16 protein-coding genes are annotated in these 14,599 nt (G+C 36.4%); 9 read left to right on the top strand and 7 right to left on the bottom strand.

The genetic code is table 11. The features are described 5' to 3' along the window. Position 1: 1 nt before the first annotated feature. From A2J09_RS18520 to A2J09_RS18535, 4 genes are all read left to right on the top strand, one after another. Positions 2-658, top strand: coding sequence for a hypothetical protein (locus A2J09_RS18520; protein WP_012296150.1), 657 nt, complete (start codon positions 2-4; stop codon positions 656-658). 12 nt (positions 659-670) lie between these two features. Further along, entirely contained in the window at positions 671-1,702 is a 1,032-nt protein-coding gene (locus tag A2J09_RS18525; RefSeq protein WP_012296151.1) for an alpha/beta hydrolase, read from the top strand. 92 nt (positions 1,703-1,794) lie between these two features. Beyond that, positions 1,795-2,202 carry a MarR family transcriptional regulator gene (locus A2J09_RS18530; RefSeq protein ID WP_012296152.1) on the top strand — a complete coding sequence of 136 codons (408 nt, stop codon included), beginning with the start codon at positions 1,795-1,797 and terminating at the stop codon, positions 2,200-2,202. Between the two features lie 129 nt (positions 2,203-2,331). Next, positions 2,332-2,991 carry a hypothetical protein gene (locus tag A2J09_RS18535; RefSeq protein ID WP_012296153.1) on the top strand — a complete coding sequence of 220 codons (660 nt, stop codon included), beginning with the start codon at positions 2,332-2,334 and terminating at the stop codon, positions 2,989-2,991. Positions 2,992-3,378: 387 nt separating this feature from the next. Here A2J09_RS18535 and A2J09_RS18545 read toward each other — a convergent pair whose 3' ends face one another. The 4 genes from A2J09_RS18545 to A2J09_RS18560 all read right to left on the bottom strand — a co-directional run bounded on the left by A2J09_RS18545 (position 3,379) and on the right by A2J09_RS18560 (position 7,638). Further along, positions 3,379-4,455 (bottom strand): ankyrin repeat domain-containing protein, encoded by a 1,077-nt coding sequence (locus A2J09_RS18545; RefSeq protein ID WP_012296154.1) that lies wholly within the window; start codon positions 4,453-4,455, stop codon positions 3,379-3,381. Between the two features lie 224 nt (positions 4,456-4,679). Further along, on the bottom strand, positions 4,680-6,161 hold the full coding sequence (locus tag A2J09_RS18550) for a malate:quinone oxidoreductase (RefSeq protein WP_012296155.1): 1,482 nt from the start codon (positions 6,159-6,161) through the stop codon (positions 4,680-4,682). A gap of 378 nt (positions 6,162-6,539) precedes the next feature. Next, a complete protein-coding gene (locus tag A2J09_RS18555) occupies positions 6,540-7,313 on the bottom strand; it encodes a nucleotidyltransferase domain-containing protein (protein WP_031416778.1) in 774 nt (257 codons plus the stop codon). Between the two features lie 175 nt (positions 7,314-7,488). Continuing rightward, positions 7,489-7,638: a hypothetical protein gene (locus tag A2J09_RS18560; protein ID WP_227256946.1), complete on the bottom strand. Its 150-nt coding sequence runs from the start codon at positions 7,636-7,638 to the stop codon at positions 7,489-7,491. Positions 7,639-7,790: 152 nt separating this feature from the next. Between A2J09_RS18560 and A2J09_RS18565 the strand changes: the two genes are divergently transcribed. Beyond that, the gene (locus A2J09_RS18565; RefSeq protein WP_031416779.1) at positions 7,791-8,282 is read left to right on the top strand and encodes a hypothetical protein; all 492 of its coding nucleotides are present in this window, start codon (positions 7,791-7,793) and stop codon (positions 8,280-8,282) included. Positions 8,283-8,336: 54 nt separating this feature from the next. Here the strand turns inward: A2J09_RS18565 and A2J09_RS18570 are convergent, their stop codons facing one another. Both A2J09_RS18570 and A2J09_RS18575 read right to left on the bottom strand, forming a co-directional pair. Then, positions 8,337-8,615: a hypothetical protein gene (locus tag A2J09_RS18570; RefSeq protein WP_036162464.1), complete on the bottom strand. Its 279-nt coding sequence runs from the start codon at positions 8,613-8,615 to the stop codon at positions 8,337-8,339. 176 nt (positions 8,616-8,791) lie between these two features. Continuing rightward, a complete protein-coding gene (locus A2J09_RS18575; RefSeq protein WP_036162467.1) occupies positions 8,792-9,001 on the bottom strand; it encodes a hypothetical protein in 210 nt (69 codons plus the stop codon). Positions 9,002-9,236: 235 nt separating this feature from the next. On the opposite strand from A2J09_RS18575, the gene A2J09_RS18580 reads away from it, so the two are divergent. Genes A2J09_RS18580 through gnd form a run of 4 tightly spaced genes read left to right on the top strand, consistent with a single transcriptional unit; the run spans position 9,237 to position 14,292 of the window. After that, positions 9,237-9,968, top strand: coding sequence for a GntR family transcriptional regulator (locus A2J09_RS18580; RefSeq protein WP_012296161.1), 732 nt, complete (start codon positions 9,237-9,239; stop codon positions 9,966-9,968). Further along, entirely contained in the window at positions 9,961-11,502 is a 1,542-nt protein-coding gene (gene gntK, locus A2J09_RS18585) for a gluconokinase (RefSeq protein WP_036162469.1), read from the top strand. The genes A2J09_RS18580 and gntK overlap by 8 nt, the downstream gene beginning before the upstream one ends. A 15-nt stretch (positions 11,503-11,517) precedes the next feature. Continuing rightward, positions 11,518-12,864 carry a GntP family permease gene (locus A2J09_RS18590; protein ID WP_012296163.1) on the top strand — a complete coding sequence of 449 codons (1,347 nt, stop codon included), beginning with the start codon at positions 11,518-11,520 and terminating at the stop codon, positions 12,862-12,864. Between the two features lie 27 nt (positions 12,865-12,891). Further along, complete coding sequence (gene gnd / locus A2J09_RS18595; protein WP_012296164.1) at positions 12,892-14,292, top strand: decarboxylating NADP(+)-dependent phosphogluconate dehydrogenase; 1,401 nt, start codon at positions 12,892-12,894, stop codon at positions 14,290-14,292. On the opposite strand, the gene A2J09_RS24300 is transcribed toward gnd, so the two are convergent. Continuing rightward, positions 14,263-14,595 (bottom strand): nucleotidyl cyclase domain-containing protein, encoded by a 333-nt coding sequence (locus A2J09_RS24300; protein WP_230584506.1) that lies wholly within the window; start codon positions 14,593-14,595, stop codon positions 14,263-14,265. The genes gnd and A2J09_RS24300 overlap by 30 nt on opposite strands. Positions 14,596-14,599: the final 4 nt, after the last annotated feature.

Raw genomic sequence — 14,599 nt, forward strand, 5'->3', positions numbered from 1 at the left:
TATGAAGAATTTTATTAACTTTTCATTAGCTGGGAGCATCATGACAATGATTTTTTTAGGTATCGTCAATTTCACGACATCGCCCCAAACAATGTGGTTTATCTATCCTTGCTTACTGCTGTTACTTTGGCCGATTACGATCATCTGTATGTATAAAAAAATGTATAAACAATATTCAATTATTTGTAGTACGATGATTATCGTGTTTCTTATTATAGAAAACTATATTTACACACCAGATCATCCATGGTTCATTTACGCCATTTACCCTATTGTCTGGTGGCCCATTCTGATGTACTTAGATGAAAAAGGAAAAACGCTAAAAATCGCACTAATAGGCTGTGCTTCTACTATTATTTATTATGCTTTAGTAAACATCATTTTATCACCACAATACCCTTGGGCAATTTATCCTGCATTTTTAGTTATATGGTGGCCCTTAGCCTTATACCATGCTCAACGAAAAACATTTGTGGCTTTCTCCGTCACTGCTACATTATTAATAAGTATCTTTTTTATCATCGTCAATATTGTTTCTTCACCAGGAGTTATATGGGCAATCTACCCTATTTTTGTTACGCTTTGGTGGCCTCTGAGTATGTATTTTTATGTATATAAAAGAAGAATGTATCAAGCGACATTCGCGAAACGCATGTAAAGAAGAAAATCGATGAAAACATCTATTAATTTTATTAAATATATGGTGATAGTTATTGTACTTTTACTACTATTGATGCTGCTCTTCCCAACATGGACCTCCTCCATAAAAGGCTCAACCAGCATTAGCGCTTTAGAGCAAGTTGAAATTAATGGCACTGGTCATGAAATAATGATCCGAGGTCAGGATAAAGCAAACCCTGTTATTATTTTTGTTCATGGCGGACCTGGCTGCTCTGAAATACCCTACGCAAAAAAATATCAGGATTTACTAGAAACGGAGTTTACGGTGGTCCATTATGATCAGCGTGCTAGTGGGAAATCCTATCATTTTTTCGAGGACTATTCTAATCTTTCTTCTGATTTGCTTGTGGAGGATTTATTAGGACTGACTGATTATATAGCTAAACGACTAGACAAAGAAAAAGTCATCTTAATTGGCCATTCCTATGGTACATATATTGCTACACAAGCAGCCGCTAACGCCCCTGAAAAATATGAAGCTTATATTGGGATAGGACAAATGAGCAATACAATCGAAAGTGAGAACGATAGTTTAAAATTCACAATCAATCAGGCTCAACTGCAAGGCAACAAAGAAGATGTTTTATATTTACAACAGATAGCTGATGCCATTAAAAATGGTACAATGTTTACGCCTAGAAATTACGTAAACAAATATGGTGGTGCTACCAGATTAATAGATAATCCTGATGGAAATATGCTAGGAATGCTGTTCAGTAAAGAGTATAATTTGTTAGATATTATCCGCTATAACTATGGCTTATCCTTGTCTCAAGAGGCTTTATTAAAAGAGGTCATGCAGCACCCCCTTCCAACAAAAGTCCAAAAGCTTGATTTACCCTTCTATTTTTTAATGGGCAACTATGATTATCAAACATCCTCACACGCAGCAAAAAATTACTTCGACCAAATCAGGGCAGAGAAAAAAGAATTTATAGCTTACGAGCAATCTGCACACTATCCACAATTCGAAGAAAAGAAAAGATTCTTTGAATGGATGCACGCAACTTTTAAACAATAAAAGCTTGTTTCTTTAGAGATATTGTATTCTTGGAAAGATATATTCACTTGCTATATAATTCAATTATTAAATATTTTAACGGACGTGATTATATGGCTGACAGTCTACATAATGTTGAAATCATTATGAAAGAAATGCTAGAAATACAGCAAAAATCGAAAATGTTTGTAGACCTTTTATCTGAAGGAGAAGCGCTATCACAAAACCAGCTAATCCTACTTCTACAACTTAAAATCAATAGCGGTATGAAAGCGACAGAAATTGCAGATTTCTTTAGTGTGACACCTGGAGCTGTAACCTCTATGTGCGATAAACTGGAAAAACTAGCGCTCATTCAACGAATTAGAGAAAATAATGATCGTCGCGTGGTCAAAATGGTTTTAACAAGTACTGGTGATGAAAAGGTCCAAGAAATCTTTTTAAAATTTTCCCAAGATAAACTCATGGACATGGCCACGATCTTAAGCGAAGTAAACAAGCTAATGAATAAAATCTTTTAGGATTTCAATAAACTTGAAATCCTTTTTTTATTGGTTGGTTCTTGACAAATGGAAGTTGCATATAATTTAATTAATATATATTTTAATAAATAAAATATATATTAATTAAATTATAATGAGGTGACTTTTATGTTTCAAAATCTCCGCACCCTTACACTAACAAACGGTCGTATTAAAAATTTGGATGCTGATTACGAGCAATTAAATATTCGAGGTGCTGTAGCAATTCAACAAGAGGTACGTCTAAAAAAAGTGTCTACTCATGGCCATAGCTCCTTTTATTTTCCTGTTATCGTCCAATCATTTACTAGTACAGGATCTTGTACTTTAAAGGATTATTGCGAAATGGAAGCGCTCATGAATGCCGGAAACATAAAATTATGTAGTGGTTATATTCAAAAGATTAGTAGCTCTGGAAAGCTGTCGGCTGAAGGGAAATTACAGTGCGAGAAGCTCGATGCTATTGGAATTGTAAAGGCTGCAGAAATAACGGCTGAGCATTTTCACTTAAAATTGTCAGGGGAGAGTGAAATCGACCTGTTAACGGCTAAAAATATTTTGGTAGAAAAGGATAGGGTAACACTACTTTCATTTTTGAAGAAAAAATTAAGTTGCCATACTATTAGCGGCAAACACTTGAAACTAGCTTATACAAAGGCAAAAATTGTGGAAGGTGAAGTTGTTATTGTAGGGGAACATTGCCATATTGAAACTCTATACTATTCAGATGACTACTCTGTTGCTTCTAACGCAAAGGTGCAACACATTATACGGAGGGAAAAAGAGTGATATTTCTAAAATGGCTACAAGCTTTTTTTTGTTCATTAGCACTGGTTGTATTATCGGTATTATACGCTGGCCTATTGTTAAGTGGCATTCTTTCCATACTAGCTGGCTTTTTAAGAACATTTGGATTTCATCAAATTAAGATGAGCATCTGGTATGGCGTAGAATTACCTGTTATAATCAGCATTCCTCTATCCTTGCTAGTAGCTATACTGCTGTTCTTTTGTGCAAAATATGTAAAACTTCCTATAACTTTTTGCTTCTCAAAGATTAAAAGTTAATACGAAAGAGCGTTAAAGGAACAGAACTTCAACGCTCTTCTACTAGCTTATTTTGCATGTCTTTACTACCTATCTGGAAGAGCGAACGCATGAAGTAAATTTTGCTATATTATGAGAATTCTCCTTCAAGAAATTGAATCAGGTACATTTCTGGCCTAGCAAGGAATTCTGTAAAGCTACTTAAATCTGCATATACCTCATGCTCCAAATCGTAACACCCTACCTTTCCCTTTGGGTTCCAAACCAATTGCAAATCAGAGTACTGATCGATAGCGGCTGAAAGACGTAGCATTTTTTGACGGCCAATCTTCATCTCAATTGTATCCGTTAGTTTGAAAAAATCGATGTACTGAATATCATAATTATTGACTGCAAGCTTAAGATGTAATTGATTGCCTGTCAGAAAATGAAGTAGCTCCTTCGGTAATTTATATTTTTTTAATGCATCTTTTTTATTTTCTACCTGATGAAACTCAGCAGGCTCTAGCTCTTTCAAATATTGAGCTAATTCTAAATTTTTTACACTTACTGCAATGGTGTACGCTCTTTCTCCATCTTTCTCCTTCAATGATATATCTGCCCCCCGCTCGACCAAATACTTCACCATTGCTAGATGACCCATACGTGTTGCAACCGTTAATGGTGTCGGCTCATACGGATAAACCATATCGGGCTTTTGATCATTAATATCGACTCCCTGATCAAGTAAATAGGTAACCATATTTTTGTCATAATTTGATACTGCCTGACGTAATACTGCCCCACCATGCTGCTTTATATCAAGCCCGAGTTCATGAATAAGTGGGATATTTTTCTTATTGCCATAGTAGGCTTGCGAGTAGGCACCAGAACCCACACGATTATGTCCATTCAATTTTGCCCCATGTGCAACAATATAGCGAATTATATTTTCTTTACAATATCGAACAGCTCTTAAGAAAGAAGGATTTTGATCAACATTCAAATTAACATGATAGTCGATTAATAGCTTTACAACATCCAACTTTTCAGCAATCAGTGCTAGATCTAAAGGACTTAACGATATGTGTTTACTTAAAATAATCTCTTCTTCAATATCCCAGCCATTGACTTTTGCAGCCTGTAATGCAGCTATATTACTAGAATAGATATGCATCGCAATTTCCGGCATTGCCGGAAATGTTCCGATATCTTTTAATTTAATCATCCCACTTAGCTCCCTTCCTACGTTTATAAAAAAGTATAGAAAATAACACCCTATTAAACAACGGGGCATAATGCTTACAGTTTAATGCCATTCAATGAGCGTGGAAAAAGATTTATATTAAAAAGGGAAACTATTTATCAAAAATTTCCCAGGAAAAGATGACCACAAAAAAGCTCCTAATCGCTAAGGATTAAGAGCTCTTTAAACATCTATATAATTGATCTTTACTTCAAACGAAGTGCTTCATCTGTTGTTGCATTAATTTCTTTTAGAAGCTCTGGGTTTTCTGCTAATGATAATCCGTAAGAAGGAATCATTTCTTTAATCTTTGCTTCCCACTCTTTAATATGTTGAGGGAAACATTTATTAATAACTTCTAGCATTACATGTACAGCTGTAGAAGCACCTGGTGAAGCTCCTAGTAAAGCAGCAATTGATCCATCGGCTGCACTTACAACCTCTGTACCAAATTGAAGCGTTCCTTTACCGCCTGCTTCTGTATCTTTAATAACTTGTACACGTTGACCAGCTACGATAATATCCCAATCATCACTCTTCGCATTTGGAATGAATTCACGTAATTCTTCCATACGTTGCTCTTTTGAAAGCATAAGCTGTTGGATTAGATATTTTGTTAATCCCATTTCTTTAACGCCTGCCGCTAATAAAGTTGTGATATTATGCGGTTTTACAGAGGCAAATAAATCCATATTTGAACCTGTTTTTAAGAATTTCGGTGAGAAACCTGCAAAAGGTCCAAATAGTAACGACTTCTTATTATCAATATAACGTGTATCAAGATGCGGAACTGACATTGGTGGGGCACCCACTTTTGCTTTTCCGTACACTTTTGCATGGTGCTGTTCAGCCACTTCTGGGTTATTACATGCTAAGAATAATCCACTAATCGGGAATCCACCAATATGTTTCCCTTCAGGAATACCTGATTTTTGTAGTAATTCTAGGCTACCTCCACCAGCTCCAAGGAAGACAAATTTTGCTGAATGATATTCCATTTTACAGCCGTCTAAATCATGCACTCGTACTTCCCATGAACCATCACTAGCTTGTTTTAAACTTTCAACACTATGATTGTAGTTAACATCCACGTCTTTTGCTTTTAAGTGGTCAATTAACATGCGTGTTAAAGCACCAAAGTTAACATCTGTACCAGTGTCAATTTTTGTTGCAGCAATGTCTTCACCAGCTGGACGATTTTCCATAATAAGTGGAATCCATTTTTTTAGTGTTTCAGGGTCATTTGAAAATTCCATTCCTTCAAATAAAGGATTTTGAATCATTGTCTCATGACGTTTTTTTAGAAACTCAACATTTTCTTTCCCTTGCACTAAGCTCATATGTGGTAAAGGCATAATGAAGTCTTGTGGATTATTGATCAGCTTATTGTTTACAAGATACGACCAAAATTGTCTTGAAACCTGGAACTGTTCATTAACATTAATCGCTTTTTTGATATCGATTGATCCGTCTTTTTTCTCTGAAGTGTAGTTCAGCTCACATAGTGCAGCATGTCCAGTTCCCGCATTGTTCAATTCGTGAGAACTTTCTTCGCCTGCTTTCTCAAGCTTCTCAAACACTGTAATTTTCCAATCTGGTGCTAATTCTTTGAGGATTGTTCCCAAAGTTGCACTCATGATTCCGGCACCAATTAAGATAACATCTGATTTTATTTGTCTGTTACTCATTTTTACCTTCCTTATATGTTAAGATTTGCAGAAAGGATGTAAGCACTCCTGCTTTAGAAGTACTGTAAGCCATGGAGCAACCCTCGGAGCACACCATTTCTGTATCAATTATTACCTTATTGCAGTTTATCACAATTAGTTCAAGAATAAAATATCAACTATTTATATGAGAGTTATCAGCTTTTTTCGAGCCTTTATCATCATAATTCAAGCAAAAAACTCACTTTTTATTAGACACAAAACTAGGATATTTTAAGTTTTATGGAATAACGGGCCTAAAAATGGTTGACATTTTCATAAAAAATATATTCTATTTTATTATTATATTTATATAGTAACATAAAAACTGACACGCGTCTCATATCAGAATGAGGCAGATTAACCTTCTATTGGGCTTTTTACATGCCAGCCATCTATACAAAAACCACCCATTTGTTGTAACACATAACTAACCAATGCCTCCAATGATTTCAACATCTGTTCAGCATTGTTCTCTTTCAGGGCATGCAGAAACATTTGTTTAAAGCGCTCATCAGGAAAGGCTGACTTCATATACTTTTGCAGATAGATAGGATCTACAAGATAGGAATGAATTTGATGAATAGGAATTGTATCGATTTGTAAAAACTGACTATACTCCATAAACAAAAAAGCTAATGCATTATGATAAACAAAGATAAAGTCTCCTTTCTCTTGCTCGTAACAATCTTTTACATTATCCAAAGCATCCCATAATCCATATTTTTGTATTTCTTGAACTGTTTTATCAATTGCTTCATAATTTTTCTCTAGCCATGCATCTGCCTCTAATTTCAATTCATTTATTATTCCAGTATAATCAAATAAAATTTGCCCTGTTTGAAATTGTACCATCGACATTGTCCTATGTTTTTTAAAATCATCTTGGAAATAGCGCCGAATTTGACCTGGTGGATTAGCAAAGTATTCGATCAGAAAGCCATCAATTATTTGATTACCCCTTTCTCGCCATGTCACATCATTCGATAAAATAATATGCACATCTATATCAGACCGTTCGGAAGGATTTCCTGTAACATAACTCCCACAAACTAACGCACCTACAACTTCATCTCTGCTCTGCCAATCGTTTAAAAAAAGTTCTAGTGCTTTTCTCCAATTTTTCAAGAACATCCACTTCCCATCTTTATTATGCATTTGTTTGTCGTATTCCATTAACAAAAACAGATAACCTAGGATTTTTAATAATTGCTTAGACCTCCTTCAAATAGTGGGTAGAATAAAGAAGGAAAACGAAAAATCCTTCGAGAGTGAACTTCTGGAAGGATTTTGATATGGTCTTTAGCTATTAAAATAAATCAGATAAAAAACTTTGCATAGATGGTGGCAATAGTTGATAGAATAATCCCTCATATTTGATATCGAATATACCCGCAATGATAATGACAACCACTACTACTAATAAAAAGGCCTTCTTATTTTTAGAAATCCACTTCAATAGATTCCACTCCTCTAACTTTATAGTAAACATGTTAAGTATAGATGAGGATCATGCAAAATAGTAATACCTATTTATGAGTCTGTCACCTCAACCTACAATGCTACATAAATTAAATAAAGGAACAAGAATGATTTTAGAAGAGAATGGCTATGGTAAATTTTAAATCGTTTCGTGGTATCATCACACAAATTAGTGATTTTCCAGTGGGGCAAAATGGGGACAGAGATGGTTGTTATAAAATGATGAGTGTCGAAGATGGTGTAGGCGGAGTCGTCAACTTTGTCATTTCTCCTTCTACTTATTTTGTGAATCAAGAAGTTGTTACAGCAGGTGAATGGATCACTGGATATTATGATGGGGATGCACCTGTACCTATGATTTATCCACCGCAATATCGTGCATTAATTGTAGTAAAAGAAAGTAACCTTCAACATGTAAAGGTAGATTTTTTTAATCAACAATTGGTGAGCAGCGATGGGCAATTACAATTAAACCTTACTCCTTCAAGCGTTATATCACTTAAAAATGGGCAACCGTTTACAAAAAGTCCTGCTAATCGAAACCTAATTGTTATTTATGGTCCTACTACTAGAAGTATACCTGCCCAAACTACTCCATACGAGATTGTCGTTTGGTGTTAAGAAAAAGTTTGACGGCCTAAGTCCATTCACTTGGACTTAAGCCGTTTTTGGTTGTTACTGACCCGACATATTTTCTTTCATTTCATGTAGCTGCTGCTTGATCTGCTCTAGATAATCTTTATTTTGCTGCACTATATCCAAATGTTCACCATATTGCTCTGCATTAAGACGCGCATTTTCTGCATGTTTGATTTGGTCAAATGCATGCTCGATAGCCATTTCCTCAGGATGTGATTTTGCATGCTTTAACATACGATCTGCCTTTTGCACCGAGTTACTAAATAATGTACTTGGATGATCTTGTTTCCAACTTGTGTCTGAGTGTTTTGCCAATCTATTCTCTTCCCTTCCTAAAAAAGTTTTCATTGCTCAACTGTAGTATTATGAAATGTTTAGAAAATATGTATGGAAAGTATATTAAAAAACACAATATTTCCCAGGCTATAAGTGAAGAACTAAGGAACCTACCCTAGTTCTTCTCATTGTGTTGAATAGTTGTCAAATATAAACTAGTGCCATGCAGTACGCTCACTGACTGGTTGTTTGATACCTGTTTTCCCTTTAGTTTCAGCAAAATTATTAACCTGAGCTGAAGATGTATCAAGTTCAAATTCCGAACCAAACTCTTCCTGGAGCATTTGTCGAGGTTGGTTTGTTATGCTTGCACTTCTCGTTTCTTTTACTTTTGCATTTTTACGATTTGTATTCATATTTGACATAACCATCCTCCACTAATTATTTGAAAAGCTTTAAAACATATATGTGTTTTAAGAACTTCTCACTGTAAAGTTTGTCCATGTTAAAAGAAAGCATGTGCCATAAATACAAAGTATTATTGTAGAAGCTCTTTCCTCGATGTCTCATTGTTATTCCTTTTATGTTGCTTGCAATCTTATTTTCTTTCTGATTATAATACTTGTATACAAGTATACTTATGATAAAAAAGGTGATAGTATGAGCGAATCTAAGGATTATTTATATCCTCAAAAATGGCTTTCTAAGGCATCAACTGGCGACCGTGTAGCTTATGAGCTTAGAATGCGTATTATTTCAGGATTAATTGAAAGCGGTACCATTCTTTCAGAAAACAAATTAGCAGCCGATTTTGAAGTAAGTCGTTCACCCATTCGTGAAGCCTTAAGGACATTGGCATCTGAAAACATCATCAGACTTGAGAAAATGGGCGCTGTTGTCATTGGTTTGTCGGAGAAGGAAATAGAAGAAATATATGATGTTCGTTTGCTGATTGAGACATTTGTGTTTGAACGTCTTATCAAGATGGATACAACTAACCTAACACTGGAACTTAGCAAAACATTAGAAATGATGAAGGTTGCCATCAAATATAATGATGCAGATGAATTTTCTTATCAAGATGTTATGTTCCATGAAGCTATTATTCGCTCCATTGGACATTCCTATATCGCGATGATCTGGAATAATTTGAAACCAGTAATGGAAGGGTTAATACTATTATCCATGCGCATGCGCTTTATTGAAAAATACGATGATTTCACTCGTATTGTGAAAAATCATGAGCTATATATAGATGCTATCCGAGCTAAAGATCGAAAGCTCATGATTAAGTCTTTACATGACAATTTTGACGATGTTCAAGGGACTGTGGAAGACCTATGGAGGTCACAGCAAATGCTATCAAAAGGGGTTGAGTCACACGATGACTAACTATATGTTAGGTGTGGATATAGGGACTACTAGCACAAAAGCTGTATTATTCAGCGAGCAAGGTGAAGTAATTCAACAAGAAAATATCGGGTATCCACTATATACACCTGATATTTCTACAGCGGAGCAAAATCCAGAAGAGATTTATCAGGCTGTACTACAAGCAATGTCAAATATTATGAAGGTCCATTCGGGCAAACCATTATTATTTGTATCCTTTAGTAGTGCCATGCATAGTGTAATCGCTATAGACGAAAATGACCAACCGTTAACTCCTGTCATTACTTGGGCGGATAATCGTAGTGAGGCGTGGGCACATAAAATTAAGAATGAATGGAATGGACATGAAATTTATAAAAGAACGGGGACCCCTATCCATCCAATGTCCCCACTAAGTAAAATTACATGGCTTGTAAAGGAACACCCTGAACTAGCTAGTAAAACAAAAAAATATATTGGCATTAAAGAATATATTTTTAAAAAGTTCTTCAACGAATATGTCGTAGATTATTCATTAGCCTCCTCTATGGGAATGATGAATCTTCACACTTTAGATTGGGATGAAGAAGCTTTATCAGTAGCTGGAATTACAAGTGCACAATTATCAACGCTCGTACCAACAACTAAATATTTCACTAACTGTAATCCAATTTTAGCTGAGCACATTGGCATTGAGCCACAAACACCTTTTGTAATTGGTGCAAGTGATGGTGTACTTTCAAATTTAGGAGTTAACGCCATTAGAGAAGGCGAAATTGCCGTTACAATTGGGACAAGTGGTGCCATTCGTACGATTATTAGTAAACCCAAAACGGATGTCAAAGGAAGAATTTTTTGTTATGCCTTAACAGAAAACCATTGGGTTATTGGGGGCCCCGTAAACAACGGTGGCATGGTTCTTCGTTGGATTCGTGATGAGTTTGCCTCTTCTGAGATTGAAACGGCTAAAAGATTAGGCATTGATCCGTACGACGTGTTAACGAAAATTGCTGAACGTGTAAGACCCGGTGCTGATGGACTACTGTTCCATCCCTACTTATCAGGTGAGCGCGCTCCTCTATGGAATCCAGATGTACGTGGTTCATTTTTTGGTTTAACCATGTCACATAAAAAGGAGCATATGATACGTGCTGCTCTTGAAGGGGTTATCTACAATTTATATACCGTGTACTTAGCATTACTTGAATGTATGGAAAGCCCCGTTACACGCATTCAAGCAACAGGTGGTTTTTCACGATCAGAGATTTGGCGACAAATGATGGCTGATATTTTTGAATCAGAGGTAGTAGTACCTGAAAGCTATGAAAGTTCCTGCCTTGGTGCATGTATTTTAGGCTTATATGCAATTGGCAAAATTGATTCCTTTGAAGTGGTAGCTGATATGATTGGTGACACTTATAAACATACACCTTTAGAAGAGGCAGCAAAAGAATATAGACAGCTACTTCCTATTTTCATACGTTTATCAAGGGTATTAGCAGACGATTATGCGTCTATTTCTCAATACCAAAGGAGCTTAATAAAGCCTGACTAAAAAGGAGGAAAATATATGCCTTTAGTTATTGTAGGTATTGGTATTATTGCGCTGTTAATTTTAATAATGATCTTTAAATTAAATACGTTTATCTCTTTAATCATTGTTTCATTTGGTGTCGCCTTAGTTCTTGGAATACCTGTAGATAGTATTGTGAAAACGATTGAAACCGGATTAGGCGGTACACTAGGTCACTTGGCATTAATATTTGGACTTGGCGCAATGCTAGGTAAGTTAATAGCTGATTCAGGGGGCGCACAGCGCATTGCTATGACCCTTGTGAACAAATTTGGAGAAAAAAATATTCAGTGGGCGGTTGTTGCGGCATCCTTTATTATCGGAGTTGCTCTTTTCTTTGAGGTAGGGCTAGTCCTATTAATACCTATTGTTTTCGCGATTTCGAGACAATTGAAGGTTTCTATCTTGTATCTAGGTATTCCGATGACAGCTGCTTTATCGGTCACACATGGATTTTTGCCCCCACATCCAGGTCCTACGGTGATTGCAGGTGAATATGGGGCAAACATCGGGGAAGTATTACTTTATGGTTTTATTATCGCCGTTCCAACTGTTATTTTAGCTGGGCCATTATTTACAAAGGTAGCTAAAAAATTAGTGCCTGAATCATTCAATAAAACTGGGAATATTGCCTCTTTAGGAGAGCAAAAGACTTTTGAGCTGGAGGATACTCCTAGCTTTGGTATAAGTGTCTTCACTGCATTGTTACCCGTTATTTTAATGTCCATCGCTACTATAATTACGCTGCTACAAAAAACAATAGGCTTCGAAGATAACAGCTTATTAGCAGGAATCCGCTTCATTGGAGAGGCTGGTACTGCCATGTTAATTTCCTTATTAGTAGCTGTTTATACGATGGGTATAGCAAGAAAAATTCCAATTAAGCAAGTAATGGAATCATGTACAACAGCAATCTCGCATATTGGCATGATGCTGCTGATTATTGGCGGTGGTGGTGCCTTCAAACAAGTATTAATCGATGGTGGCGTTGGTGATTATGTAGCTGAACTATTCCATGGAACTACCTTATCACCCATACTATTAGCATGGATTATTGCTGCTATTTTACGCATTTCATTGGGGTCAGCTACGGTTGCCGCTTTAACAACAGCTGGGCTAGTAATCCCTATGTTAGGCCAACATGATGTGAACCTTGCATTGGTGGTTCTTGCGACAGGTGCGGGAAGCTTAATTGCTTCCCATGTTAATGATGCTGGATTTTGGATGTTTAAGGAATACTTCGGGTTAAGTATGAAAGAAACGTTTGCCACATGGACGTTGCTAGAAACAATTGTATCTGTAGCTGGTCTAGGATTTATTTTATTACTAAGTTTATTTGTTTAAAAAATGGAAAAGAAGGAGCGAGCATAAATGTTAAATACAATAGGCGTTATTGGTTTAGGTGTTATGGGCAGTAATATCGCCTTAAACATGGCTAATAAGGGCGAGCAAGTAGCAGTTTATAACTATACACGTGATCTAACAGACAAACTTTTACAAAAGGTCGAAGGACAAGCGCTTACTCCTTACTATGAAATAGAAGATTTTGTGCTTTCTTTAGAAAAACCAAGAAAGATCTTTTTAATGGTGACTGCTGGTAAAGCCATTGATTCAGTCATTGCTTCCTTAGTGCCTTTCCTTGAAACAGGCGATATCATTATGGACGGTGGTAACTCTCACTATCAAGATACAGAGCGTAGACATGATGAACTGATGGCTCGAGGTATTGGCTATTTAGGCATTGGCATTTCAGGTGGTGAGGTTGGAGCATTGACAGGTCCTTCTATCATGCCTGGTGGCAATCGAGAGGTCTACGAAAAGGTGGCTCCTATTCTTACGAAGATTGCAGCGCAATTTAAAGGCAATTCATGCTGTACGTATATGGGGCCTAAAGGTGCAGGTCATTTTGTCAAAATGGTCCACAATGGAATCGAGTACGCTGATATGCAGCTTATTGCAGAGGCCTATACTTTTTTAAGAAAAAATGTAGGATTATCTGTTGAGGAAATTGCTGAAATCTTTGAAACATGGAATCAAGGGGAATTAAAAAGCTATTTAATTGAAATTACAGCTGAAATTTTACGAAAAAAAGATGATGTCACAGGCTTACCTCTAATCGATATGATTCTTGATAAAGCTGGTCAAAAAGGAACTGGCAAATGGACGAGTATGCAATCCATCGATAATGGTATTCCAACATCGATAATTACAGAGGCTTTATTCGCTCGCTATATTTCATCATTAAAAGAAGAACGAGTTCATGCAGAAGCAGTATTAGCAGGTCCAAGCAGTACACAGCCAAATCTAGATAAAGATGTGTGGGTAGAATATGTCAGACAAGCCCTCTATATGGGGAAAATCTGTGCCTATGCACAAGGGTTTACACAATATAAAATGACCTCCGAGCTCTATAATTGGAACTTACCATTAAAGGATATTGCGCTCATTTTCCGTAGTGGGTGCATTATACGTGCAGAGTTTTTAAATGTGATAAGCGATGCTTATCACAAACAACCTACACTCGCCAACCTATTAATAGCTCCTTACTTTGCAGAAAAAACAAAGGACTATCAAAGTGGATTGAGAAAAATTGTATGTGAGGGTATACAGGCAGGGAATGCATTCCCATGCTTAAGTGCCTCGCTCACATATTATGATAGTTATCGGACTCGTTCATCTAATGCTAACCTGTTACAGGCACAGCGCGATTATTTTGGTGCTCATACATATGAGCGAACTGATTTAGCAGGTGTGTTCCACACAGATTGGTAAATAAAAAGCTAAAATATACATCATCGTATCATGATTGTATATTTTAGCTTTTTCATTATCTCTATACACATGTACTCGATTACGTTCTGCTTGTTTTGCTGAGTACTGTGCTTTATTTGCTTTGTTTAAGAGTTGATATAATGTCTCTTCCCCATTTGTACCTTCAGCAACCCCAAAGCTAATCGTAGTCTTAAGCGGTTGTAGCTCCATACTTTGATGATTCATATCCACTAGCACCACTGTAAATGGGGATGACGTCCCTTTCGCCTCACCATACGCTTGATTACATTGTTGAAAAAACACACAG

It is taken from the genome of Lysinibacillus sphaericus (genome assembly GCF_001629735.1).
Lineage (GTDB): Bacteria > Bacillota > Bacilli > Bacillales_A > Planococcaceae > Lysinibacillus > Lysinibacillus pinottii.

Bases quoted from the DNA above. Each gene is read 5' to 3' on its own strand.
- A2J09_RS18520 (WP_012296150.1), top strand. From the start codon at position 2: ATGAAGAATTTTATTAACTTTTCATTAGCTGGGAGCATCATGACAATG.
- A2J09_RS18525 (WP_012296151.1), top strand. From the start codon at position 671: ATGAAAACATCTATTAATTTTATTAAATATATGGTGATAGTTATTGTA.
- A2J09_RS18530 (WP_012296152.1), top strand. From the start codon at position 1,795: ATGGCTGACAGTCTACATAATGTTGAAATCATTATGAAAGAAATGCTA.
- A2J09_RS18535 (WP_012296153.1), top strand. From the start codon at position 2,332: ATGTTTCAAAATCTCCGCACCCTTACACTAACAAACGGTCGTATTAAA.
- A2J09_RS18545 (WP_012296154.1), bottom strand. From the start codon at position 4,455: ATGATTAAATTAAAAGATATCGGAACATTTCCGGCAATGCCGGAAATT.
- A2J09_RS18550 (WP_012296155.1), bottom strand. From the start codon at position 6,161: ATGAGTAACAGACAAATAAAATCAGATGTTATCTTAATTGGTGCCGGA.
- A2J09_RS18555 (WP_031416778.1), bottom strand. From the start codon at position 7,313: ATGTTCTTGAAAAATTGGAGAAAAGCACTAGAACTTTTTTTAAACGAT.
- A2J09_RS18565 (WP_031416779.1), top strand. From the start codon at position 7,791: ATGGTAAATTTTAAATCGTTTCGTGGTATCATCACACAAATTAGTGAT.
- A2J09_RS18575 (WP_036162467.1), bottom strand. From the start codon at position 9,001: ATGTCAAATATGAATACAAATCGTAAAAATGCAAAAGTAAAAGAAACG.
- A2J09_RS18580 (WP_012296161.1), top strand. From the start codon at position 9,237: ATGAGCGAATCTAAGGATTATTTATATCCTCAAAAATGGCTTTCTAAG.
- gntK (WP_036162469.1), top strand. From the start codon at position 9,961: ATGACTAACTATATGTTAGGTGTGGATATAGGGACTACTAGCACAAAA.
- A2J09_RS18590 (WP_012296163.1), top strand. From the start codon at position 11,518: ATGCCTTTAGTTATTGTAGGTATTGGTATTATTGCGCTGTTAATTTTA.
- gnd (WP_012296164.1), top strand. From the start codon at position 12,892: ATGTTAAATACAATAGGCGTTATTGGTTTAGGTGTTATGGGCAGTAAT.